Below are 24,898 nucleotides of genomic sequence, written 5' to 3'. Positions count from 1 at the left end.
AAAAGGGGATCAGAAAAATCTGGGGATAACAGCAATTGGAAGGTTGTTCTGTCATCGTAGTGTCAGTGTAAATAATCTTTAGTTCAACTTACTATCCATTTTTAATGGTGGATGGCAGACTCTTGATCAATTCATCATTTGGCGTGACAAACAAGGTCTTCTGATGATCATAGATCACAAAACCAGGCTTCGCACCACTTGGTTTGCGCACATGACGGATAAACGTGTAATCCACAGGCACACTGCTGGACTCCTTGGCCTGGCTGAAATAGGCAGCAAGCTGTGCTGCTTCTTCCAATGTAGCTTCACCAAAGTCCGTACTGCGAATAACGACATGTGAACCTGGAATGTCTTTGGTATGCAACCAGGTGTCGTTGGAAGAAGCGAGACGGTTGGTCACGTACTCATTCTGCAGGTTGTTTTTGCCCACAAGAATATCAATTCCCTCCGAGGAGGTGAACTGGTGTACGGTTGGACGGTCACTTTTCTTCTTCTTTTTACCCTTTTTATTACGGTCACGAAGGTATCCTTGCTGTACAAGCTCGTCCCGTATTTCCTCAATATCGTTCATCGATGCAATGGAGAGCTGCTGTAACAGGTTATCGAGGTAGTCAATCTCGTCTTTGGTTTTGCCAAGCTGCTCATGAATGACAGCCAGACTGTTCTTGTATTTGTTATACCGCTTGAAATAACGTTGTGCGTTGTCAGATGGTGTAAGCAGTGGATCAAGCTGAATGGTAATGTTGGCTTGGTCTTCATCGTAGAAGTTCACAAGCTCCACGCTCTTGTCCCCTTTGTGAACCAGATGCAGGGAGGCAAACAGCAACTCACCCCATAGTCTGAACTTGTCCGCATCATCCGCTTCCAGTAGATCCTTGTTCAGGTTGTCCAGCTTTTTGATGTTTTTGCTTCGCTCATTCTGCAGAAAACGGAGCAGATCACTTACTCTCTGTTTAACCGTGTCTCGTTCAGCCTTATCTCCGTAATAATCTTCCATGCACTTGCTCATCGTGTCATAGGTTTTCTCCAAATCCTGAATGCTCTGAAGATGAACGGCTGAGAAAATCATTTTGCCTTTGGCGTTCATTCCGGTTACAGGTGTGTAGATATGATCTCTGACAGGTCCCATCACGGCTTCAAAAGCGTTCCAGAGTGCACCAGCCTCAACTCGGCTCTCACCCTCCACCACAGTCTGAGTGCTCACGGTGCCTTCAGCAGCAATCCCACGGGTAGCAATCTCTCCCGCAATTAACGGGCTAAGACCGCTAAAGGAGTTCACAAGCCAGCGTGATGCCTCTTCTTCAGCGGCATGATAGCTGTCCTCGAATGCTGTACGACTCACTTCGAGCGGATTACTTTTATGTTGCTCGGGTGGGGCAGTATACGCGAATCCAGGCATGATTACCCGGTAGCTACTGATGGACGGAGTCACATGATGAATGCCATCCAGAATCGTTCCTGTAACGGGATCAAGCAAAATAATATTACTGTGACGCCCCATCAATTCAATGATGATCCGTTTAACCGAAACATCCCCCAGTTCGTCGCGCTGGCGCACATTGATGTGGATAATACGCTCCATGCCAATCTGACGGATCTCCTCAATGATTGCACCTTCACAGTGCTTGCGGAGCAACATGCAGAACATGGGTGCTTCCGTAGGGTTAAGGAATGTCTTTTCCGTATAATGCACACGGGGATAGGTTGGGCTTGCCGAAACAAGCAATTTACTATTTCCGCGCTGAGCACGCAGGGTGAGAACTACGTCATGGCCATTCGGCTGATGGATTTTGCTGATACGTCCACCAATGCAGCCTTGCAGTTCATGAACAATGGCCCGTGTCACAATGCCGTCCAATGCCATTTTTTCCACTTCCTCTCTCTATCGAGCATCTGCATTTATCATGCCAAATGCTTCATCTATATAACTGAAACGTGCAACCAGGTATGTAAAAAAACAAGGACTGGCTACAGATTCTTCGTTGCTTGCCTGTTGAACAATGGAATTGGTACTGCGCAGAACATCGCAGACTTTTATTTTAGCCTATTCTGTCCATCAGGGAAAGGATTCACCTTCCGGGTGCTAATCACAGACCTGTCCGAATACATATAGAGCAGGTAGTTTGTCCGGCATAGTGTACAGCCTGTCGACCAGCGCGCCGGTGAGTCATGTGAGCTTATTTTGCAGATGAAATACAGACTGGGAGGGAAACTTGAAGCATGGAACATACCAAGTGGCATCAACTTAGTGATGAAGAGCTTCGTAACACTCTTGGCGTCAGCCCGCAGGAAGGATTGACGGATGAAGCTGTAGCAGAGAAGAGGAAAGTGGTCGGTTCGAATGAGCTGAGCGAGGGGAAACGCATTTCTCCAATTACATTGCTCTTGAATCAGTTCAAGGATTTTATGGTGCTGGTGTTGATGGGAGCAACGTTGGTATCCGGATTACTGGGTGAGTATCTGGATGCGGTAACGATTGTGGCTATTATCGTACTGAATGCGATTCTGGGGTTTGTACAGGAATTCCGGGCTGAACGATCTCTTCGTGCATTGAAACAGTTGTCTGCACCTCTTGCCAAAGTGCTTCGTTCAGGCCAGGAAGTACACCTTGCCGCCAAACAACTTGTCCCCGGGGATATTATCATGGTGGAGAGTGGGGACCGCATACCCGCTGATGTGCGCTGGCTGCAAACGAACAGTCTGGATGTCGAGGAATCGGCACTTACCGGGGAATCGGTTCCTGTAAGCAAACATTGCCTTCCGATTGCGGACGAGGACGTTCCGCTGGGTGATCAGAAGAATATTGGTTTTATGGGTACCATGGTCACTCGTGGCACAGCTAAAGGTGTAGTCATTCGTACTGGGATGGAGACGGAGATGGGCAAAATCGCCGATCTGATCCAAAATACGGAGGAGCAAGAAACACCGTTACAGCACAGGCTGGAGCAATTGGGCAAAATTCTGATTTTTGTCGCATTGGGATTAACCATTATGGTTGTCGTCGCAGGTATATTGCACGGACAACCAGCCGTTGGCATGTTTCTGGCAGGGGTCAGCCTCGCGGTGGCTGCCATACCGGAGGGCCTGCCGGCCATTGTAACCATTGCACTCGCACTAGGCGTGCAGCGTATGATCAAACGTAAAGCCATTGTACGCAAACTGCCTTCTGTCGAAACTCTGGGCTGTGCATCCGTAATCTGTTCGGATAAGACTGGCACGCTCACCCAGAACAAGATGACGGTAACGGATGTGTGGTTGGAGGGACGTAACATCAAGGTTACCGGGGATGGTTATGCACCTGAAGGGCAGATGCTGGAGAACGGTCGTACGGTGGAACTGAAGAGCGACCAGTCCCTGCGCAGAATGCTTCAGATCAGCGCGCTTTGCAACAATGCGAGTATTGTGGAAAGTGCTGCAAGCGAGGTGGGGAGCAAGAAAAAGGGCAAGGATACCAAAAAGGAAAGCAAGAAAAACACGAAAAAAGGTGACCTCCAAGAAGAAACCGTTCAACGAGATAATGTATTCTGGGAGCTGAAAGGCGATCCGACGGAAGGGGCACTCGTCACACTGGCCTCCAAAATGGGGCTTACTCCTGCCGGACTCAAAGAGTTGTATGCCCGCCAGCAGGAATTCCCGTTTGATTCGGAGCGAAAACGCATGTCGGTCCTGGTTCATCATCAGGGGGGCCGAATGATCTATACCAAAGGTGCACCGGATGTGTTGATCGGACACTGCAGTTATATTTTGTGGGAAGGCAAGGTCGTGCCTTTCACTGGGACACTGCGCCAGAAAGTGATGGCAGCAAATGAGAGCATGGCCGGAGCAGCACTACGTGTCCTCGGAATGGCCTACCGTGAAGTGCGGCCGGAAGAAAAAGTGGCTGACGAACACGCCGCCGAAAGTCAGCTAGTTTTCGTAGGACTTGCAGGTATGATTGATCCGCCGCGTCGTGAAGTGCGAGATGCGATTGCCACATGCCGCAAGGCGGGGATACGAACTGTCATGATCACAGGTGATCATGGAACAACGGCAGAAGCCATTGCTCATCAACTCGGGATTCTTCCTCGTGGAGGTGCCTCCTTAAGTGGTCAGCAGCTGGCAGGCATGACAGACGATCAACTGGATAAACAGGTAGAGGGCATATATGTTTTCTCAAGGGTAAGTCCTGAACACAAGCTTCGGATCGTAAAATCGTTACAGCGCAAAGGGCATGTCGTCGCCATGACGGGTGATGGAGTCAATGATGCTCCAGCTATTAAAGCGGCAGACATCGGGATCGCGATGGGCATTACGGGTACAGATGTCACGAAGGAAGCTTCGGCGCTGATTCTGAGTGATGATAACTTCTCAACCATTGTGGCTGCCATTGAAGAAGGCCGTAATATTTATGAGAACATTCGCAAGTTTATCCGTTATTTGCTGGCATCAAACGTGGGCGAAATATTGACAATGTTCTTTGCAATGATGATGGGCCTGCCGCTGCCACTCGTGCCTATTCAGATTCTGTGGGTTAACCTCGTTACGGATGGTTTGCCTGCAATGGCACTGGGGGTAGATCAGCCTGAGAAAGATCTGATGGAACACAAACCCCGTGGCGCCAAGGAAAACATTTTTGCCCGCAGACTGGGTTGGAAAATCGTCAGTCGTGGTGTGTTGATTGGATTATGCACACTCGGAGCGTTCTGGCTTACCCTTCAGGCTGCGCCGGATAATCCGGGTCAACTGATCAAGGCACAGTCTGTGGCTTTTGCTACACTCGTTTTGGCGCAACTCATTCATGTCTTTGATTGCCGTAGTTCGCGGTCCATCTTCCACCGGAATCCTTTACAGAACAAATATCTGGTTCTTGCGGTGATTTCATCGGTTGTACTGATGCTGGTTGTCATGTACGTTGAACCATTGCAGCCGATCTTCAAAACCGTACCTCTGGGATTGCGTGAATGGGCGCTCTGTATCGTTGCTGCAGGCATTCCAACGTTCCTTATGGGCGCAGGCAGCGTCTGGGGTGGTCGTCGTAACCGCCGCCGTATGGGTGGTACTGGCCGCTTCGTACCGAAAAGTACAAAGTTTTCGGCATAAAATCAATACCTTTTCCTTACCTATTTCGGTATGCTATCCTCAAAATGATTCAAAGCGGAAGCTTTGGCATTTTGCAGGATAGCTTTTTTGTGTAAATGCTGAATATGAATTTCTATGGTAATCCTGTAGAAGAGCAAGAATATAGCTTTGGCAGTAGACTGCCAAAAGGAGTGGGCAAGATTATGGAATTTACGAAAATGCATGGACTTGGTAACGATTTTATCGTTGTATTTGGTGAAAAGGAGCTTCCGGCAGATGCGGCAGAGTTGGCTGTGAAATGGTGCAACCGTTTCTTTGGCATCGGTGCGGACGGCCTGGTTTATATACTGCCTTCGGAGAAGGCGGACTTTCAGATGCGTATCATGAATTCGGACGGTTCGGAAGCAGAACAGTGCGGTAATGCCATTCGCTGTGTATCCAAATACGTATACGATCATGGTCACGTGAGCCAGGAGCAGATCACCATTGAAACGATTGGTGCAGGGGTACAACCTGTGAGTCTCAACATTCGTGATGGTAAAGTGGAAACTGTTCGTGTCGATATGGGCGAGCCGATCCTGAACGGTCTTCAAGTGCCTACAACGGTGGATGCCAACCCAGTGGTTGATCACTACATTGAAGCGAATGGACATGCGTTCAAATTCACCGCCGTATCCATGGGTAACCCGCATGCGGTTATCTATGTAGATGACGCTGTGAATTTTGACCTCACGACTTGGGGACCACTTCTTGAAGTGCATCCGATGTTTCCAAAAAAAATCAATGTGGAATTCGCCACAGTTCGTGACCGTGGATATGTGGACATGCGTGTATGGGAACGCGGAGCGGGTCCAACACTAGCTTGTGGAACCGGAGCTTGTGCGACACTGGTATCCTCTGTCCTGAATGGACATACAGATCGTACAGCAGTCATCAGCCTCAAAGGTGGGGATCTCCACATTGAGTGGAATGAAGCTGACAATCATGTGTACATGACTGGACCTGCTGAAGTTGTTTTTAAAGGAATCACTTCATAAAAAGTGAAAGGTTTAACCAAAGGGGCCTGCGGGCCTCTTTTTTTGTCAAAAAGGATAGGTCGTGTCTCCTGTACAGAGACATATTGGGGGCTGTATGGCAAGAAAGTCCATATGAGCTGGATACTCATTAAAAACCTGTGTTTTTCTTCGTTTTTTAGCGTTTTTTGTGTTACATTAGTATGTAAATGATCACAGCTAGGCGGGGGGAAATGGGATGAAGGCGGATTTGCGCAAAGTTATGCAGGAACGGGTTCTCGTTGGAGATGGGGCCATGGGAACATTTCTGTACCAAATGGGGTTCCCGGTGGGGATTTCATATGAAGAATTGAACTTGATTTCACCTGAAGTAGTGGCGGATGTACATCGCCGTTATCGGGATGCAGGTACAGAAATATTTGAAACAAATACGTATTCTGCCAATTACGACAAGTTGTCCAAGTTCGGTCTGGAGTCCAAGGTGGAGGACGTGAACCGTGCCGGCGTACGCATCGCCAAAGAGGTAGCTGGAGATACCGGTTATGTGCTTGGTGCAGTTGGTTCCATTCGAGGTGGCAAGCGGACAAACGTGTCAACGAGTGAACTGAAACGCTTTTATCAACAACAGATCTCTGCACTGCTAGATGAAGGCGTGGATGGCATTTTGCTTGAGACCTTCTATGATATCGAGGAAATGGATATTGCCCTTTTGCAAGCGCGCAAGCTAAGTGATCTGCCCGTAATTGGACAGTTCGCGGTAGAGGATGTAGGACACACACTGGACGGATATACAATGCCTGAAGCCTTCCGGATTATGCGGGAGCAGGGCGCGGATGTCATTGGTTTTAACTGTCGCTCAGGTCCAAACGGGATTATGCGTGCCATGGAAACCGTCTCGGGACGAATTGGTATTCCAATGTCCGTCTACCCGAATGCGGGTGCAGCAGATTATGTAGATGGTGAGTTCCGTTATGGTGCGACTCCGGAGTACTTTGGTCAGACGGCAGTGCAATTTGCTGAACTGGGCGCTCGTATTATCGGTGGTTGCTGTGGTACGACACCTGATCATATCACCGCTATGAAAGAGGCGCTTGCTGACTATGTGCCTTCGCTTATTCTGGAGCCTGATCCGTCAGAATCCAAACCGCGTATTGTGTTGCATGAAAAAGTGGATGAGCGTTCCGGACGTGGCGGACAGCCTACGATCGTTGATCTGGTCAAGCATCGTCACACCGTTATCGTTGAACTTGACCCGCCACGTGACTTGGACATTGCCAAGTTCATGAAAGGTGCCGAGACATTAAAAGCAGCCGGAGCCGATGCCCTGACACTGGCCGATAATTCACTCGCGGTTACACGCATGAGCAACATGGCGCTGGGTCACCTCGTTCAGGATCGCACGGGCCTTCGTCCACTGGTGCATATTGCCTGCCGTGACCGGAATCTGATTGGAACGCAGTCCCACATGATGGGGTTTGATGCTTTGAGTATTAATCATGTACTGGCTGTAACAGGAGATCCTGCAAGATTTGGCGATCTGCCTGGTTCGAGCTCGGTATACGATCTGACTTCTTTTGAAATCATACGCATGATCAAACAGTTGAACGATGGAGTAGCTTTCTCAGGTAAACCACTGAAGCAAAAAGCTGGTTTTGTAATCGGAGCAGCATTTAATCCCAATGTGAAATATTTGGAGAAAGCTGTACAACGTCTGGAGAAGAAAATTGCCTCTGGCGCTGATTACATCATGACACAACCGATCTATGATCCTGAGTTGATTGTAGCAATGCACGAAGCGACCAAACATCTGGATGTGCCCATTTTTGTAGGTGTAATGCCGCTAGCGAGTGGACGGAATGCAGAGTATCTGCACAACGAGGTTCCCGGAATCCAGCTTTCGGATGAAGTGCGTTCCCGTATGGCAGGTCTGGAAGGCGAAGAAGGCCGTGCGATGGGAGTAAAAATTGCCAAAGAACTGCTGGACGTAGCAACAGCGCATTTCAAAGGCATCTATCTCATGACACCGTTTATGTTCTACGGCATGACGGCCGAACTGACTCAATACGTATGGGAGAAGTCGGAGCATCAATGTCCTACTTGTTTCAACCCTAATAATCAATTACAATAGTAAAACGGATGTGATGCCGATGTCATTCAGTATGACCGGATACGGTCAATCCGCCTTTCATTTTGGCGGCTATAAAGTACAATTAGAGATCAAATCTGTTAATCATCGTTATTGCGAAGTGATGATGCGTCTGCCAAGAGAGTGGACGTATTATGAAGACGGTTTGAGGAGGATCGTACAGAGTCGTTTGAAACGTGGGCGGATTGATGTTTATGTAATGAAAGAAAAAGAGGAAGACCAGGCTCTTCCCGCTGTTCTGAATGAACAGACTGTCAGGGCCTATCTGCAGGCTGCAGAGCAACTGGAGACCCAATATGGATTGCAGGGCAAACCAAGTATTGTGGATATGCTTGGGCTGCCGGACGTCATGGTTCATTCGGATGGGACAAGTTCCATTCCCGAAGAGCAGAAGGACGAATGGGAGCGAGTTCTGCAGGAAGGATTGAAAGAGGCTCTGTCCAGCCTTGAACAGATGCGCGCTCGCGAGGGTCTTCATCTGGCCAATGATCTGGAACGGCGGATTACCCGTCTGGAGTCACTGCATACCGAAATGCTTGATCTTGCACCGACTGTGGTAAGTGATTATCGCAACAAGCTAAGACAAAGGCTTACGGAAATGCAGGAAGAAGGCTCTTTCCCTTTTGATGAGCATAAATTGGGTATGGAAATTGCAATGTTTGCCGATCGTTCTAACATAGAAGAGGAGCTTACGCGTCTACAGAGTCACTTTGGACAGAGCAGGGAACTGCTGAAGAGTGATGAGCCCGTAGGTCGTAAGTTGGACTTTCTAATTCAAGAGATGAATCGGGAAGTCAATACGATTGGATCAAAAGCCAACCATTTGGCTCTGGTGAATCGTGTTGTCGAGATGAAGGCGGAGCTGGAGAAGATTCGTGAGCAAGCTGCGAATATCGAATGAACGGCCACATTTCGGCAAAAGAGTCGCATGTATAGGGGGAAGAACCTGATTATGGCAATCAAACTCATTAACATTGGATTCGGTAACATCGTATCGGCGAACCGGATTATATCCATCGTGAGTCCGGAATCGGCGCCGATCAAGAGAATTATACAAGAGGCAAGAGATCGTCACATGCTGATTGATGCAACGTACGGAAGACGTACTCGTGCCGTAATTATTACGGATAGCGATCATGTCATTTTGTCTGCAGTTCAGCCTGAGACGGTCGCCCATCGTCTTTCTTCGAAAGATGATGATAACGACGAATAAAATGGAGTGTAATATGTCTAAGGGATTACTGGTAGTGTTGTCCGGCCCATCTGGGGTCGGGAAGGGTACTGTATGCAGCGCTTTGCGCAAACGGGTGCCGGAATTGATCTATTCCGTATCGGCAACAACCCGTCAGCCTCGTCTTGGTGAAGAACATGGTGTGAACTATTTCTTCAGAAGTCATGAAGAGTTCCAGAACATGATTGCTGAAGATCAATTGTTGGAACATGCGGAGTATGTTGGTAATTATTACGGAACACCGCGTGATTTTGTAGAGAAAACGATTAACGAAGGCCGCGACATCATTCTGGAGATTGAGGTTCAAGGCGCGTTAAAAGTGAAAGAGAAATTCCCGGAAGGGATCTTTGTTTTCCTGCTTCCTCCTTCATTGGACGAGCTGAAAGATCGCATTCAGGGCCGTGGTACCGAAAGCCAAGCGACCATTGATCACCGGATGTCCGTGGCGGTTGATGAGATCAGTCTGCTGGAGCAGTATGATTACGCTGTTGTTAATGATGAAATTGATTTGGCGTGCAAGAGAATAGAAAGCATCATAATCGCCGAACATTGTAAGATCAATAAATAATCCCTTTTGCCGCTGCAGAATGCGATATAAGTGGGGCAGTTGTCATATCATATACTGAAGCACTCCTTCTCGGAATGCCCGGGTGTGAAGACATGCCACATCAGTTCTGTCAGGCGGCAACTTGTGATTATACTAATGCGAAGAGGTGTTTGTTAATATGCTGTATCCTTCTATTGATGAAATGATGAACAAAGTCGACAGCAAGTATTCCCTTGTTGTTGCTGCTTCCCGCCGGGCTAGACAGCTACGTGAAGGTGAAAAAACGGATTTAAGAGGTGCAAGATCCCATAAACAAGTTGGCGTTGCACTGGAAGAAATCTATGGAGACCTGCTCGTTGTCATCAAAGGACAGGACGAAGAAGAAGAGTAAGCCGCCTGCGGCTGCTCTTCAACTGCATACGGCGCAAGCCGGATTAATTGACAACCGCGAGGTTGTTATTTTTTTACGAATAATCATATTTTAACGGAATCTTACTTAGGACGTGTCTCAAAACTCGCTGAAGTGCATCTTTTACCGCCTTTTCGCCCCCTGCTGCGTCACTTTCCCTTGACGTGCCCCGGCACGCCTGCGGAAAACTTCCTTGCTTGGAACGAAAATTCGGGAAAATCTGCTTCCTTCGGAGTTTTCAGACGCGCCCTAGACGTCGTATAAATATCGGGGGAAATAAACATGTTGAACGGTAAAAAAATCGTGCTTGGTGTGACTGGCGGCATAGCCGCTTACAAAGCGGCAACATTATGCAGCAGACTGGTGCAAAAGGGAGCGGATGTTCATGTGATCATGACAGCTTCCGCTACACAGTTTATTACCGAATTGACGCTGCAAACGTTGACCCGAAACACCGTATATACGGATACATTTGATGAGCGTGAACCGGCAGTCGTATCTCATATTCATCTGGCCGATCTGGCTGATCTTGTTCTGGTTGCTCCGGCAACAGCCAATGTGATTGCCAAGATGGCGCATGGCATGGCAGATGATATGCTCTCAACAACTCTTCTTGCGACGACAGCCCCTGTCATGATTGCTCCAGCGATGAATGTACATATGTATGATCATCCAGCTGTAAAGCATAATATGAACCTGCTTGTTGAACGGGGCGCCATGATGATCGAACCGGGTGAAGGTCTGCTTGCGTGTGGATATGTGGGCAAGGGACGTCTGGAAGAACCGGAGAGCATTGTGGATGTGGTAGAACGTTTCTTTGAACAGAAAGAATCTGCAGACATTAGTCGGCAGGGACAAGCTTCATTGTTACAAGGCAAGAAGGTTGTCGTTACGGCTGGAGGTACGATTGAGCGCATTGATCCAGTACGATACATTACGAACGATTCATCTGGCAAAATGGGATTTGCCATAGCCGCAGCTGCGCGTGATCTGGGGGCAGATGTGAGATTGGTTATGGGCAGTACCCAAGCCAAGCCACCGGAGAACGTTGAGTTGATCCCTGTACAGTCTGCACAGGATATGTATGAAGCGGTAACACGCGAGTGGGACGATGCTGATATCGTGGTTAAGGCGGCGGCAGTTGCCGATTATCGTCCAAAGGAAGTTTATACCGAGAAGATCAAGAAGAAAGGCGACACGCTGTCGCTCGAACTTATTAAAAATATAGATATTCTTGAAACACTGGGCAAACAGAAAACCCATCAATTTTTGATTGGTTTTGCTGCGGAGACTCAGTCAGTTGAGATGTATGCACGTGAGAAATTGGAACGGAAAAACTGTGATCTGATCGTAGCCAATGATGTAACCCGCACGGGTGCAGGATTTGGAACAGACACCAACGCGGTACATATCTATGACCGGGAAGGTTTGGTGGAGGAGCTTCCAGTGATGGCCAAGGACGATGTGGCTCATCGGTTGCTCCAGATTGCGGCGGAGCGCATTGCCGGGAGGAATTAGGATATGGAGATTGCCAAGGTCATAGTCGATGTTCCCGTTAAGGAAACAGATCGGCCGTTTGATTACCTGGTACCTGAATCGATGAGAGAATGGATCGAGATTGGCAGCCGGGTGGGTGTGCCTTTTGGTCATCGGACGGTGCAGGGATTCGTGATTGATCTTGTGCCGCGTACCGGAGAGGAAACATTCAAGCTTAAGCAGATTCAGGAGTTACTGGACATTGTTCCCCCGTTGTCAAAGGATTTGGTTGAGTTGGCCGAATGGATGAGTGGACGTTATGCCAGTAACCGGATTTTGTCATTGCAGGTCATGGTGCCGACGGCATTGAAAGGGAAAGCAGAGCGATACATCTCGCTGGGAGATGCACTTGATGGACAGATGGCGGGTGCACAACCGGATGATGAGGTGTTATTTGTTTGGGGAGAAGAGTCTACGACTGAGAAAGTACAGCAGGATATCATCCATTTTGTCAAAAGTCGGGGTCAGGTACCGCTGCAACAACTGAGTCGAAAATATCCCAATCATGCTGCACTAATTAAGAAATTATTGCTTGGTGGTGTACTGCTGGAAAGTCAGGCCATCAAGGACAAGTTAAATAAAAAAACGATGAAGTCCGTTGATCTGGCTGTAGATATTGCTGCTGCTCAGGAAGCACTTGCTTCATTCCCGGCGAAAGCACAGCGGCAGAAGGAGATTCTGGCTTTTTTGCTGGAAATGAAAGAACTGCTGCCCATGCCGATGAAAGAAGTGTTATCTACACTACAGGTATCGGCCGCGACGATTAAAGGGCTTGAGGAAAAGGGACTAATCGTCACCGAGGACGTTGAGGTCTTCCGTGACCCGTATCAGGGCAGGACGTTCAAAGCGACTGAACCGCTGGTTCTGACCGATGAGCAAAAACTTGTCTACGACAATATCAATGGCCGATTGCAGGAACAACGCCATGGGGTGTTTTTGTTACATGGTGTTACGGGAAGTGGCAAGACGGAAGTCTATCTTCAAACCATTCAACAATGCATCGAACAGGATCGGCAGGCTATCGTACTGGTGCCCGAGATTGCGCTCACACCACAGATGGTAGAACGTTTTAAAGGGCGATTTGGGGACCAAGTTGCTGTTATGCACAGTCGTCTGTCTGGCGGTGAACGTTATGATGAATGGCGCAAGATTCGTGAGGGTCAGGTAAAGGTTGCAATTGGGGCACGTTCAGCTGTATTTGCTCCATTCAGTCGGCTTGGGTTGATCATTATGGATGAAGAACACGAGACTTCCTACAAACAGGAGGAAACTCCGAAATATCATGCCCGTGATGTGGCGGTAAAAAGAGCACAGCAGCATCAGGCGGTGGTTGTTCTGGGTTCAGCGACACCTTCGCTGGAAAGTTATTATGCAGCACGCTCGCAGAGTAATGATGATTTTGCACCACTCTTGCTGGAGATGCCAACGCGGGCACTGGGTAACAAGCTGCCTGAAGTGCGGATCGTTGATATGCGTGAAGAGTTGAAGGATGGCAACCGCTCCATGTTCAGCAGGGCTTTGCACAAAGGGCTGGAGGAACGCTTGGAACGTGGTGAACAGACGGTGCTTCTGCTGAATCGCCGTGGGTATTCGACCTTTGTTATGTGCCGAAGTTGTGGATATGTGGCAGGTTGTCCTGAATGTGATATTTCATTGACGTATCATCAGCGCTCGAATAATCTCCGTTGTCATTACTGCGGGTATGCGGAAGCGGCTCCGGAAGTGTGTCCGGACTGTGGAAGTGAGCATATTCGATACTTTGGTACAGGTACACAGCGAGTCGAGGAAGAGCTTGCCAAGCTCTTCCCGGGTATTCGGGTCATTCGGATGGATGTGGATACAACAACGGAAAAAGGGGCTCACGAGAAGCTACTGAAACAGTTTCGTGAGAAAAAGGCGGATGTATTGCTGGGCACCCAGATGGTTGCGAAGGGTCTTGATTTCCCGGATGTAACCCTGGTTGGCGTGATAACAGCGGACTCAGCGTTGAATTTACCTGATTTCCGTGCTGCGGAAAAAACGTTTCAGTTGCTAACACAGGTAGCTGGCCGAGCGGGTCGGCACCAATTGCCTGGTGAGGTGTTTGTTCAGTCCTATACGCCGGAACACTACTCCATTGGCCATGCGAGTCAGCATGACTATGTGTCGTTTGTACGTGAGGAATTGCTGCACCGTCGCAATTTGCAATATCCGCCATACTGTCGCCTGATTCTGGTGACCTTTTCGCATGAGCAACTTCCGGTATTGATTCGTCTTGCCGAGAACTATACGCGAATACTGAAAGAGAAGGCTAATGCGGCTGGATGGCTCGGCAGTCTGGATCGATTCAGCAATGATGCCTTTGATGTACTGGGGCCGGTAGCGTCTCCGATTCCTCGGATCAAGAATAGATACAGATTCCAATGTATGATAAAATGGCGGGGGGATGTAGACGCCATAGGACTCGCTCTGGCTACGGCCCGGCGCATGGACGATGATGTTCAGGCGCAAAAATTGCTTATTAGTCTGGATGTAGACCCGCAAATGTTAATGTAAGCATTTTGCAGCAATGCGGATGTAAACAAGCGGTATAAACATAGATTAAAATGAATACCCCAAAAATACAGATATCGTCCTGAAATTATGATGAGGATTAGGAAGGTGCTTACAACATGTCGATTCGCATTATCGTGCAAGAACCAGATGAGGTGCTCCACAAGAGAGCCAAAGAAGTAACCAAAATTACACCAAATGTACAAAAATTGCTGGATGATATGGCTGATACCATGTACGATGCGGAAGGTGTGGGTCTTGCTGCGCCACAGGTCGGTATTTTGAAACGTCTGATTGTTATCGACGCAGGTGATGAGCAAGGGCTGATCAAGATGATTAACCCGGAGATCATTGCAAGTGAGGGAGAACAATTTGGACCTGAAGGTTGTCTGAGTATCCCTGGAATTAATGGTGATGTTCGCCGTTTCGAGACCGTTACAGTTAAAGGTCTGGATCGTGAAGGTAAAGAGCTGATTATTACGGGTAGTGGCTTGCTGTCCCGTGCATTCCAGCATGAGATTGATCATCTGGATGGCGTACTCTTTACGGATGTCGCCGAGAAAGTGTACGAAATTGCAGCCGATCAAACGGGACCGCGTCGTAATTAAGGAGTGATCGATTTGAATATTGTTTTTATGGGAACACCTGAATTTGCAGTTCCTTCTCTCGATATGCTGATGGCAGAGGGATACAATGTGGTGGGTGTGGTGACTCAGCCTGATAAACCACAGGGACGCAAAAAAGTACTTACGCCAACACCGGTTAAGGCCGCGGCAGAACGCCACGGTCTGCCGGTGTTTCAACCTGTTAAATTGCGTGATCCGGAAGCGGTAGCCCGCTTGGCTGAATGGAAGCCGGATCTGATCGTAACCGCGGCCTTTGGACAGATTCTGCCCAAAGCCGTGCTGGATATGCCTGTTCGCGGTTGTGTGAACGTGCATGGATCTCTTTTGCCAAAATATCGGGGAGGAGCCCCGATCCAACGTTCCATTATTAACGGGGAATCCGTGACAGGAGTCACATTGATGTATATGGCTGAAGGCTTGGACACCGGAGATATGATCTCGCGTGTGGAACTGCCAATTACGGATGAAGATACATCAGGATCGATGTTTGATAAATTAAGTGAGGCTGGTTCCAAACTGCTTCAGGCAGAAATGCCACGATTGATTGCAGGCGAGACAACAGCGGTCCCTCAGGATGATGCCGAGGCTTCATATGCTCGCAATCTGACTCGGGATGACGAGAAAATGGACTGGAGTCGTACTTCACGTGAACTGTTCAATCAGATTCGTGGTCTTGTGCCGTTCTCCGGTGCATTTACGATGTGGGATGATCAGGTCTTCAAAGTCTGGGCTGCGGCTAATCCCGATCAGGTGGACCTGGCAACTTCTTCGGATGCTGGACAAGCAGAGCCTGGAACGGTGCTGCAATTGAACAAGGCAGGGATTGAAGTCCGCACAGGCAATGGGTCTCTGTGGTTGACTGAAGTGCAGCCAGCAGGTAAAAAGGTGATGCAGGCCGCTGACTTTGCTCGCGGTGGTACACTGAAACCTGGAACGGTGCTGCGATGAGCGATAACATACCAGGTCGTTCGTCAGGAAAAGGCCAGAAAGCTAATGGAAATTCATCCGGACGTGAAGGAAACCGGCGTTCGAATTCGGGTAAATCGGGTGGTGCATCGCGCTCCCAGCAACCCAAAACATCTGCTCGTACATTGGCAGTCAAGGTTCTGAGTGCTGTTGAGCAAGATGGAGCATACAGTAATCTGGAGTTGAACCGCCGTCTGAAAGAGGCGGATTTAAGCCCCGCAGATGCTGGACTAGCTACCGAATTGGTGTATGGAACAATCGCCAGATTGAATACACTTGATTATTTTCTGGAACGTTACGTCGCCAAAGGAGTATCCAAACTGCAACCATGGGTTCGTAGCCTGCTGCGAATCAGCGTCTATCAGATGATATACCTGGATCGTATTCCGGAGCATGCCGTGGTGAGCGAAGCGGTTAATCTGGCGAAGAAACTGGGCCATCAGGGAATCTCGGGTATGGTGAATGGAGTGCTCCGCAATATGATCCGCAATCGGGATGAACTTCGTATTCCAGAACATCTGTCCGCTGCAGAACGTATTTCACTGGAGCATTCCCACCCGTTATGGATGGTTGAACGCTGGATTGCCCAGTACGGCGAAGAGACAGCGGAAGCGATCTGTCGTGCGAATAATGAGCCGCCAGCGGTGAGTGTCCGGGTCAACACAACAATGACCACACGGGAGAAACTGATGCATGAGATGACCAGTACAGGTGCAGTCGTTGAAGCTTCTCAGCTGAGTTCCGATGGAATTCTTGTACGTAGTGGCGGAAACATGGCTCTAACGTCCTGGTATCGGGACGGGTTGTTCTCTGTACAGGACGAAAGTTCCATGCTTGTCGCTGAAGCAGTTGCGCCAGAAGTAGACCAACTTGTATTGGATTGCTGCGCAGCTCCAGGTGGTAAAACAGCTCATATGGCTGAGAAAATGCAGGATCGCGGTCGTATTGTCGCGAATGATGTACATGCTCACAAGCGCCAGCTGATCCTGGATCAGGCGGAGCGTCTCGGTCTGACTTGTATCGATGCTGTAACTGGAGATGCACTAGACCTGAATGAACGGTACCCGGAAGCGTCGTTTGACCGCATTTTGCTGGATGCACCATGTTCAGGTCTGGGTGTTATTCGCCGCAAGCCTGATGTGAAATGGACCAAAACCGTAAAAGATATCGAAGATATCGCAGGCTTGCAACGTGAATTGCTTGATCAGGTTGCGCCGTTGTTAAAACCAGGTGGTATTCTGGTGTATAGCACGTGTACGATTGAGCCTGCTGAGAATGAGGATATGGTTGCAGACTTCTTGAATCGACATCCGGAATACAGCCCAGCAGAAGCATCCGTCTGGTCTGAATCGGAGACAGCGAACTTGAAGGTTGTGAACGGTGGTATTCAGATTTTGCCACAATACGCTCACAGTGACGGATTTTTCATCGCACGGTTGACAAAAACAGTGGAATAACAGTTTAATAGAGCACGGAAGTATGACCGCCGAGGGGAACTTCGGCGGATTTCTTTGTGATGGGACTTCGATATAATTGTCAGAGAATGTGGTGACAGGGTGCGATGGCGGCATTGAGATGTTATAATGCATGAAGTACAGATATCAAGGGTATACATGGATGTAACGTGGTCTTTGTGATAGAATAGGACGAATGGAACGAAAAGAAGGAAGCCAACGAAAAGAAAAGAAGGAATAGGTGTTGACAACAAAATGAAACCTTTTATATATGATTATTCTCTGGAACAACTGCAGCAATGGGCTGTGGAGAATGGGGAGCCGGCGTTTCGCGGTGGCCAAATCTTTGACTGGATTTATGTAAAACGCGTGAATGATTTCAGTGAAATGACCAATCTGTCCAAGCCATTGCGTGAAAAACTGACAGAGCAATTTGAATTTGTAACGCTTAAGGAAATTACCAAGTTTGAATCCAAGGATGGAACGGTTAAATTCCTCTTTGGTCTTCATGATGATCATGCCATTGAGACAGTAATCATGAAGCATAACTACGGGAACAGCATCTGTGTAACCACACAGGTTGGTTGTCGTATTGGTTGTACGTTCTGTGCATCCACATTGGGTGGTCTCAAGCGTAACCTTACGGCTGGGGAGATTGTTGCACAGGTTGTGCAGGCTCAGAAAATTCTGGATGAACGGGGCGAGCGTGTCAGCAGCATCGTGATCATGGGTTCGGGTGAACCTTTTGAAAACTATGAAGCTACGATGACTTTCCTGCGCATTATGATTCATGAAAAAGGGCTGAACATCGGTCAGCGTCACATCACGGTATCCACGAGCGGAATCGTTCCGAACATCTACAAGTTTGCAGATGAAGATACACAGATTAACCTCGCCATTTCGATCCATGCACCAAATGATGCACTGCGTTCGAAATTGATGCCGGTTAACCGTCGTTTTCCTTTTGAAGACGTGATGGAGTCCCTTCGTTATTATCTGGCCAAAACAGGTCGGAGAATTACGTTCGAGTATGCACTTATTGGTGGGGTAAACGATCAGCCAGAGCATGCAGCAGAACTGGCAAGTGTGCTTAAGAACATGTTGTGCCACGTGAATCTGATTCCGGTTAACCATGTACCTGAACGCAAATATGTAAGAACATCGAGAAGCGACATTTTCAATTTTCAGAAGATTCTCTCGGAACAGGGTGTTAATGTAACCATTCGTCGTGAACAGGGACATGATATTGCTGCCGCTTGCGGTCAGCTTCGTGCAAAGCATATGGAGTTGAGGTGAGAACGTTTTGATCAAAACAGTTCATGTGAGCCATATCGGACGAGTGCGTTCGGTGAATGAAGATTCAGCCTGGATTCGTAATCTCGATACAGGATATATTCTGGGTATTGTTGCCGATGGCATGGGTGGACATCTTGCAGGGGATACGGCAAGCCGCTTGGCAGTAGAGACGTTGGTGAAAGATCTGGGAACACTGGAACCAGGTCTGTCACATGCGTCTCTGTCTGCGGCTCTCAGCGATGCTATTTTGCATGCCAACGAAGTTATCTTCCGCACGGCATCAACAGATGACAAGTATCACAACATGGGAACAACGGTAGTTGCGGCTTTATTGAACGATACGGAAGGTGTTATTGGACACATCGGTGATAGCAGAGCCTACAAAATTGCGAACAAAGCTGTGATCCAGCTAACCGAGGACCATACACTGGTGAATGAATTGTTCAAAAATGGTCAGATTAGCAAAGAGGATGTGTCCCATCATCCACGTCGCAACGTACTAACTCGTGCGCTTGGAACAGATGCCGAGGTGAAGGTAGATCTGGATACCGTCAAGCTGGAGGAAGGCGAAGTTCTTCTCCTGTGCAGTGATGGTCTCAGTAACCTGGTCAGCAATGAGCAGATTATTCAGGTTGCCGGCAATCTGGAACTGGCATTGGAAGATCGTGCAGACCGACTGCTTCAGTTGGCTTTACTTGCTGGGGGAGACGACAACATCACGGTTGCTTTGTTCGAGTTGCAGAGGGAAGGTTCCGTGGATACGGAAACGGGGTGTGAGTCATGATTGGGCACCAGCTAGGCGGACGCTATGAAGTGATTGAGCGTGTCGGTGGTGGCGGCATGGCTCTTGTGTACAAAGCCCAGGATCTTCTGTTGAACCGGAATGTAGCGATCAAAGTTCTTAGACAACAGTTTGTGCATGACGAAGAGTTTATTCGCCGTTTCCGCAGGGAAGCACAGTCGGCAGCATCGCTGTCTCATCCGAATGTAGTCAGCATTTATGACGTGGGGCAGGAAGATGACGTTCATTATATTGTCATGGAGTATGTGGAAGGCAAAAACCTGAATGAAATTATCAAAGAACGTGCCCCTCTGCAGGTGGACGAATCGGTGCGAATCGCTTCCCAGATTGCAGATGCTCTTGATCATGCACATCATAATCAAATCATTCATCGGGATATCAAACCCCACAATATATTAATTGGCCGGAATGGCCGTGTGAAAGTAACGGATTTCGGGATTGCCCGTGCGGTTACATCTACAACGATTACGCAGACCGGTTCCGTAGTTGGTTCTGTACATTACTTCTCACCAGAGCATGCCAAAGGCATCGTTACTGGTGAAAAATCGGACTTATATTCTCTTGGGATCGTACTTTACCAAATGCTTACCGGGCAACTTCCGTTTCTGGGTGAAAGTCCAATCAGTGTGGCATTGAAGCATTTGCAGGAAGAGTTCGATGAACCACGCAAATTCAATCCATTGATTCCGCAAAGTGTGGAAAATGTCATCTTAAAATCCATGCGTAAAAATCCGCAGGAACGTTATCAGTCGGCCAAAGAAATGCAGACCGATCTGGAAACTTGCCTGATGCCGGAGAGACGAAATGAAACGAAGATTGATTTTCCGGATGAGGATGATATAGACCAGACTCGCGTAATGCCAGCGATCAAGCCTGAACCGCGTGGAGTTACATCGACGGGTGCGGTGCCTGTGATGGAGTCTGACGAAGAAACTGGCAAGGGTAAAGCGAAATCGAAGAGCTGGAAGAAGCCAGCTCTACTCATTTCATTAACCGTTCTTATTCTAATCGCCATGGTGGGTGTTGTATGGTATGTCAAGGGTATGTTGGTTGTACCTGAAGTTACCGTACCTAACGTGATCACCCAGACTGAAGAAAAGGCTCGGGAAATGCTTGAGGAGAAAGGACTCGTCGTCAGTGATGAGGTCATCCGTCTGTACCAGGAAGGTGTCGAACCCGGTATTGTGTTTGACCAGAGCAGAAAAGAAGGCGATGTTGTCAAAGAAGGCTCCGAAGTCCAGATCAGTGTTGGTGCAGAAAAAGAACTGGTGAAGATGATTGATGTCAAACAAGAAACTTATGATGAGGCTGTCAAGAAGTTGACTGCGCTTGGCATTAAGGAAGATCAGATTCAGCGGAAAGATGACTTCTCCAATGATGTGGCTTCAGGTTCTGTTATTTCCCAGACACCGGGTGTCAATGAGGAATTTGATCCAGAGACAGTTCAGATTGAGTTAACCGTAAGTAAAGGCACTGAAACGGTCAAAATGCCTGATCTGAAAAATCTTACCCGCAGTGAAGCCGAAGAAAAACTTAAATCTGCTGGACTTGAGCTTGCTCAGGTACAGGAAGAACAAAGTTATACGGTAGAAAAGGGCAAAGTGACGCAGCAATGGCCTGTGGAAGCGGGCGCAGATGTGAGTCCTGGCGATAAGATTACGATCTTTATCAGCACAGGGTATCCACCTGAAGCGCTGCAATATCCTTTTGATATCAATGTATCACCCAAAGAAGAGGGCAAAAACAGTAAAATCCGTATCACATATGAAGATGCACGTGGCAAGAATCAGGAATGGGGAACTCGCACCGTGAACTCAACCCAGATCTTGACCATTCCACTTGTACTCGCTCCAAATGAAAATGGGGCTGTGTCCGTCTATCGTGATGGACAGTTCCTGGATACGTATCTTGTCTCCTACAGTGAAGCCAAAAACGGAACAGTAAACGTACCTTCCATTGACCCGGAACAAAGCACTGAGACGCCGCCAGAAAATGAGCCTGATCCAGGTGAAGGTAGCGTGGATGAGGGAAGTGTTGATTCCAATCAGGAAGGTGAACCTGAGTCCACACCGGCAGACGGTGAGGGTGAGAGCGTAGATGAGGACACTTCTGCCATGAATAATGGTAAGGGGCACGGCAAGGAAAAAGAGAAGAAAAAGGAAGTCATTAACGCATCAAGCCGTCCATAAGGGCGGCTTATGCTGGCGTCTGGAGTAAATGTACCACCATCTAAAGGAGGGCGTCGGAGCTATGCCAGAAGGTATCATCGTTAAAGCGCTAAGCGGTTACTATTATGTCATGCCAGTGGAAGACAACGGGGTTCCTTCGGTTGAAGGTTCCGCCGTTCAATGTCGAGCCAGAGGTATCTTCAGAAAGCGGGGAACATCACCGCTTGTAGGTGATCGCGTCAGCTACATGTTGACTGAGAATGGAGAAGGAACGGTTGATGAAATTCGGAAGCGTGAGACGGAACTTATCCGTCCTCCTGTAGCCAATGTAAGTTTGGCTGTTCTTGTGTTCTCTGTGAAGGAACCGGATATGAACCTGAACCTGTTGGACAAGTTCCTTGTTCACATCGAACAGGCGGGGCTGGATGCACTCATTGTGTTGACCAAACTGGATTTGGCTGATCCATCCAAAGACACTGTTGCTGAAGTGAAAGCATTGTATGAACAGGTTGGTTATGAGGTGATCTCCACAAGTTCACGTACCGGTGAAGGCAGTGAATTGCTCAGAGACCGTCTGGCTGGTAAGATCAGCGTATTCTCCGGACAATCCGGTGTAGGCAAGTCTTCGATGTTAAATGCATTGATGCCGGGCCTGACGCTGGAGACAAATGCGATCAGCATGCGTCTAGGACGAGGGAAACACACCACCAGGCACGTGGAGCTTATTCCGTTGGATAATGGTGGATTTGTTGCGGATACGCCAGGATTCAGCCAACTGGACTTTCTGGAGATCGGTGTGGAGGAACTCTCCACTTGTTTCCGGGAATTCGCCCAGTATGCAGATCAGTGCAAATTCCGAGGTTGTACCCATACACATGAACCAGGCTGTCGTGTGCTTGCGGCCAAGGAGGAAGGTCTGATCTCCGAAAGCCGATATCAGCACTATGTGCTGTTCCTGAACGAAATGAAAGATAAGAAGCGGAGGTATTAACATGATTAAAATTGCCCCATCGATATTATCAGCTGATTTTGCCCGCCTTGGTGCGGAAGTTGCAGAAGCCCAAGCTGCAGGAGGAGACTGGATTCATGTTGACGTTATGGACGGCCATTTCGTCCCTAATATTACGCTTGGACCTGCGATTGTGAAGGCAATCGCTCCACATACAAGCTTGCCGCTCGATGTGCATTTGATGATTGAGAATCCGGAGCGTTATGTTGAGGAATTTGCCAAAGCGGGTGCAGCGGTAATTACCGTTCATGCTGAGGCTTGTGTGCATTTGCACCGCGTTATTCATTTAATTAAGGAGCAAGGAGTGAAAGCAGGAGTTGCCCTTAATCCAGGAACGCCAGCGTCTGCCATTCTCGAAGTTCTGGATGATGTGGATATGGTTCTTGTCATGACGGTCAATCCTGGCTTTGGCGGACAGGCATTTATCTCGGGTACGATGAACAAAATCAAGCAGATTCGTACCTGGTTGAACGAAAAGGGACGCCATGATGTACATATCGAAGTAGATGGCGGAATTGCTGCCGATACAGCCCCGCTTGTGGTGGAAGCTGGAGCAGATGTGCTCGTTGCTGGGAGTGCCGTATTTGGCCGTGAGGATCGCGCTGCCGCGATTACTGAAATTCGCCGTAGCTACGGAGGCTGATCTATGACCCTCAAGGAGACACTGTGGACGATGGCTGCGAGTCTCGTGACGGGACTTGTGCTTGCTTTGTTTGCGGTTATTCAATCCCCGTTTAATGCTATTACGTCATTAATCGGGGTAGGCGTTGTTATTATGTATTTCCGCAAATTTGATCGTACGGGACATCGGGTTACTTTTGTCATTTTCGGCATACTGTATTATTTACTGAGTGTTTTCATGATCGCTGCCTATCAATATATTCCTGCCCAAACGTAAATGACCTGATCTTCGGGCTTGTCATTGTGGAATAGGGATCGAAGGTTCCGCATAAATATGGTTACATGAGCAGGTTTCTCATGTAGCCTTTTTTGTCGTGTTTGAGGTAAAGAAGGCCTGAAGCATAGGATACGGCGGACGCATGAGCATGATGGGGAGGGTGAATTATGAAATTTTACACATTCAAACTGCCGAAGTTTTTGGGAGGGTTTGTAAAGGCGATTCTTAATACGTTTCAAAAGAACTGATCCGATTGATAAGGTAACAGGGATACCGCCGCTTTGGCTCAGGCTTATCTGGAATTCGTACCTGCGAAGCGCCATGCGGCGGCCATTCACATGTTAATGAGCGTATTCAAGAATCCCTTTTTTGAATACCAAAAAAGCACCTGCAAGGAACAAGGTGCTTTTTGCTTACCCGATTTATAGTAGCTTTGCGTGATTATACGCGAGTCACTTTACCGGCTTTCAGTGCACGGGTGCTTACGTATACACGTTTTGGTTTGCCGTCAACGAGAATGCGGACCTTCTGAACGTTTACGCCCCAAGTACGACGGTTACGGTTGTTAGCGTGGGATACGTGGTTACCGGTGCCCGGTTTCTTACCTGTCACATAACATTTGCGAGACATAGATTACACCTCCTATCCTAAAATAACCAGTTGCCTTCAGAAACGAAAAGTCATTCCATAAGGACTAAATTGTTCTTCCTGATCATAAAGATCAGGTTTCAGTAGCTAATGGCGTTGTTTAAGCCGGCATGAACCGGATCATTTCCATTACTTAACCTGCATAAAACAATACTTGAATATAATATCATAATTAAAAAAGCTTCGTCAACTGATCCAAAAACTTTATTTATTTCTCCTGTCTAATATAGTACAATGTTGAGTAGTCCATAATACAGTGGTGAACAGGCTGTTGCCGCGAGGAAGTCGGAGAATAAACCGTACTTAGAGGTCGGTGGTCTGCTTTTTGGCAACGCTGTGAGCTGCGGCATTCCATCATTGGCACCAGTCTCCATGCGGCATTCATGCCGGCTCTTGATACCGGTGCATATCCGTATGCCCCGAAGTTAGGGGTGCAGAGAGTGCAGGATATTGGTAGCCCGGCCGCCCAGACCGTTAATCCGGCTGACATGTTGTATTGTATGCCTGTGCCGGACAAGGTATGGACGAAGAATAACGCAGTCCGCGTTAGCGCATGAAC

The 24,898-nt window shown here is 48.3% G+C and carries 22 protein-coding genes; 20 read left to right on the top strand and 2 right to left on the bottom strand.

Going from position 1 to position 24,898, the window contains the following annotated elements:
* Positions 1-91 precede the first annotated feature (91 nt).
* The gene (locus tag NST38_RS20605; RefSeq protein WP_076250869.1) at positions 92-1,864 is read right to left on the bottom strand and encodes an Rqc2 family fibronectin-binding protein; all 1,773 of its coding nucleotides are present in this window, start codon (positions 1,862-1,864) and stop codon (positions 92-94) included.
* Positions 1,865-2,220: 356 nt separating this feature from the next.
* Here NST38_RS20605 and NST38_RS20600 point away from each other — a divergent pair, with 356 nt between their 5' ends.
* The 19 genes from NST38_RS20600 (at position 2,221) to spoVM (ending at position 23,939) form a co-directional block, all read left to right on the top strand.
* On the top strand, positions 2,221-5,079 hold the full coding sequence (locus tag NST38_RS20600; protein ID WP_076250871.1) for a calcium-translocating P-type ATPase, SERCA-type: 2,859 nt from the start codon (positions 2,221-2,223) through the stop codon (positions 5,077-5,079).
* Between the two features lie 182 nt (positions 5,080-5,261).
* Positions 5,262-6,095, top strand: coding sequence for a diaminopimelate epimerase (gene dapF / locus NST38_RS20595; protein WP_076251213.1), 834 nt, complete (start codon positions 5,262-5,264; stop codon positions 6,093-6,095).
* Between the two features lie 214 nt (positions 6,096-6,309).
* A complete protein-coding gene (locus tag NST38_RS20590) occupies positions 6,310-8,199 on the top strand; it encodes a bifunctional homocysteine S-methyltransferase/methylenetetrahydrofolate reductase (RefSeq protein ID WP_076250873.1) in 1,890 nt (629 codons plus the stop codon).
* Positions 8,200-8,218: 19 nt separating this feature from the next.
* Complete coding sequence (locus tag NST38_RS20585; protein ID WP_341344043.1) at positions 8,219-9,118, top strand: YicC/YloC family endoribonuclease; 900 nt, start codon at positions 8,219-8,221, stop codon at positions 9,116-9,118.
* 51 nt (positions 9,119-9,169) lie between these two features.
* Positions 9,170-9,430: an extracellular matrix/biofilm regulator RemA gene (gene remA / locus NST38_RS20580; RefSeq protein WP_006209218.1), complete on the top strand. Its 261-nt coding sequence runs from the start codon at positions 9,170-9,172 to the stop codon at positions 9,428-9,430.
* Between the two features lie 13 nt (positions 9,431-9,443).
* The gene (gene gmk / locus NST38_RS20575) at positions 9,444-10,016 is read left to right on the top strand and encodes a guanylate kinase (RefSeq protein WP_017687445.1); all 573 of its coding nucleotides are present in this window, start codon (positions 9,444-9,446) and stop codon (positions 10,014-10,016) included.
* Positions 10,017-10,173: 157 nt separating this feature from the next.
* Positions 10,174-10,386, top strand: coding sequence for a DNA-directed RNA polymerase subunit omega (rpoZ, locus tag NST38_RS20570; RefSeq protein WP_036614619.1), 213 nt, complete (start codon positions 10,174-10,176; stop codon positions 10,384-10,386).
* Positions 10,387-10,686: 300 nt separating this feature from the next.
* The gene (gene coaBC, locus NST38_RS20565) at positions 10,687-11,922 is read left to right on the top strand and encodes a bifunctional phosphopantothenoylcysteine decarboxylase/phosphopantothenate--cysteine ligase CoaBC (RefSeq protein WP_076250877.1); all 1,236 of its coding nucleotides are present in this window, start codon (positions 10,687-10,689) and stop codon (positions 11,920-11,922) included.
* Positions 11,923-11,925: 3 nt separating this feature from the next.
* Positions 11,926-14,475, top strand: coding sequence for a primosomal protein N' (gene priA, locus NST38_RS20560; protein ID WP_076250879.1), 2,550 nt, complete (start codon positions 11,926-11,928; stop codon positions 14,473-14,475).
* A gap of 116 nt (positions 14,476-14,591) precedes the next feature.
* Positions 14,592-15,080, top strand: a complete 489-nt coding sequence (def, locus tag NST38_RS20555) for a peptide deformylase (protein WP_017687449.1) — start codon at positions 14,592-14,594, stop codon at positions 15,078-15,080.
* A gap of 12 nt (positions 15,081-15,092) precedes the next feature.
* Positions 15,093-16,046: a methionyl-tRNA formyltransferase gene (fmt, locus tag NST38_RS20550; RefSeq protein WP_076250881.1), complete on the top strand. Its 954-nt coding sequence runs from the start codon at positions 15,093-15,095 to the stop codon at positions 16,044-16,046.
* On the top strand, positions 16,043-17,521 hold the full coding sequence (rsmB, locus tag NST38_RS20545; RefSeq protein WP_083684417.1) for a 16S rRNA (cytosine(967)-C(5))-methyltransferase RsmB: 1,479 nt from the start codon (positions 16,043-16,045) through the stop codon (positions 17,519-17,521). The genes fmt and rsmB overlap by 4 nt, the downstream gene beginning before the upstream one ends.
* Before the next feature lie 252 nt (positions 17,522-17,773).
* The gene (gene rlmN / locus NST38_RS20540) at positions 17,774-18,814 is read left to right on the top strand and encodes a 23S rRNA (adenine(2503)-C(2))-methyltransferase RlmN (RefSeq protein ID WP_036614609.1); all 1,041 of its coding nucleotides are present in this window, start codon (positions 17,774-17,776) and stop codon (positions 18,812-18,814) included.
* A gap of 7 nt (positions 18,815-18,821) precedes the next feature.
* Positions 18,822-19,598, top strand: coding sequence for a Stp1/IreP family PP2C-type Ser/Thr phosphatase (locus tag NST38_RS20535; RefSeq protein ID WP_036614606.1), 777 nt, complete (start codon positions 18,822-18,824; stop codon positions 19,596-19,598).
* On the top strand, positions 19,595-21,805 hold the full coding sequence (gene pknB, locus NST38_RS20530; protein ID WP_076250883.1) for a Stk1 family PASTA domain-containing Ser/Thr kinase: 2,211 nt from the start codon (positions 19,595-19,597) through the stop codon (positions 21,803-21,805). Before NST38_RS20535 ends, pknB begins: the two co-directional genes overlap by 4 nt.
* A 61-nt stretch (positions 21,806-21,866) precedes the next feature.
* Positions 21,867-22,775 carry a ribosome small subunit-dependent GTPase A gene (gene rsgA / locus NST38_RS20525; protein WP_076250885.1) on the top strand — a complete coding sequence of 303 codons (909 nt, stop codon included), beginning with the start codon at positions 21,867-21,869 and terminating at the stop codon, positions 22,773-22,775.
* A 1-nt stretch (position 22,776) separates the two neighbouring features.
* Positions 22,777-23,436: a ribulose-phosphate 3-epimerase gene (rpe, locus tag NST38_RS20520; protein ID WP_017687456.1), complete on the top strand. Its 660-nt coding sequence runs from the start codon at positions 22,777-22,779 to the stop codon at positions 23,434-23,436.
* A 3-nt stretch (positions 23,437-23,439) separates the two neighbouring features.
* Positions 23,440-23,691, top strand: a complete 252-nt coding sequence (locus NST38_RS20515; RefSeq protein WP_047843680.1) for a hypothetical protein — start codon at positions 23,440-23,442, stop codon at positions 23,689-23,691.
* Positions 23,692-23,858: 167 nt separating this feature from the next.
* On the top strand, positions 23,859-23,939 hold the full coding sequence (gene spoVM, locus NST38_RS20510) for a stage V sporulation protein SpoVM (RefSeq protein ID WP_019424875.1): 81 nt from the start codon (positions 23,859-23,861) through the stop codon (positions 23,937-23,939).
* Between the two features lie 193 nt (positions 23,940-24,132).
* Here the strand turns inward: spoVM and rpmB are convergent, their stop codons facing one another.
* Positions 24,133-24,321, bottom strand: coding sequence for a 50S ribosomal protein L28 (gene rpmB / locus NST38_RS20505; protein WP_017687459.1), 189 nt, complete (start codon positions 24,319-24,321; stop codon positions 24,133-24,135).
* Between the two features lie 401 nt (positions 24,322-24,722).
* Between rpmB and NST38_RS20500 the strand changes: the two genes are divergently transcribed.
* A complete protein-coding gene (locus NST38_RS20500; protein ID WP_155985128.1) occupies positions 24,723-24,896 on the top strand; it encodes a hypothetical protein in 174 nt (57 codons plus the stop codon).
* Positions 24,897-24,898 lie beyond the last annotated feature (2 nt).

It is taken from the genome of Paenibacillus sp. FSL H8-0104, from assembly GCF_038050215.1.
Lineage (GTDB): Bacteria > Bacillota > Bacilli > Paenibacillales > Paenibacillaceae > Paenibacillus > Paenibacillus amylolyticus.
The sequence above is the reverse complement of the archived record's forward strand: the minus strand, read 5'-3'. Positions and strand labels throughout refer to the sequence as shown.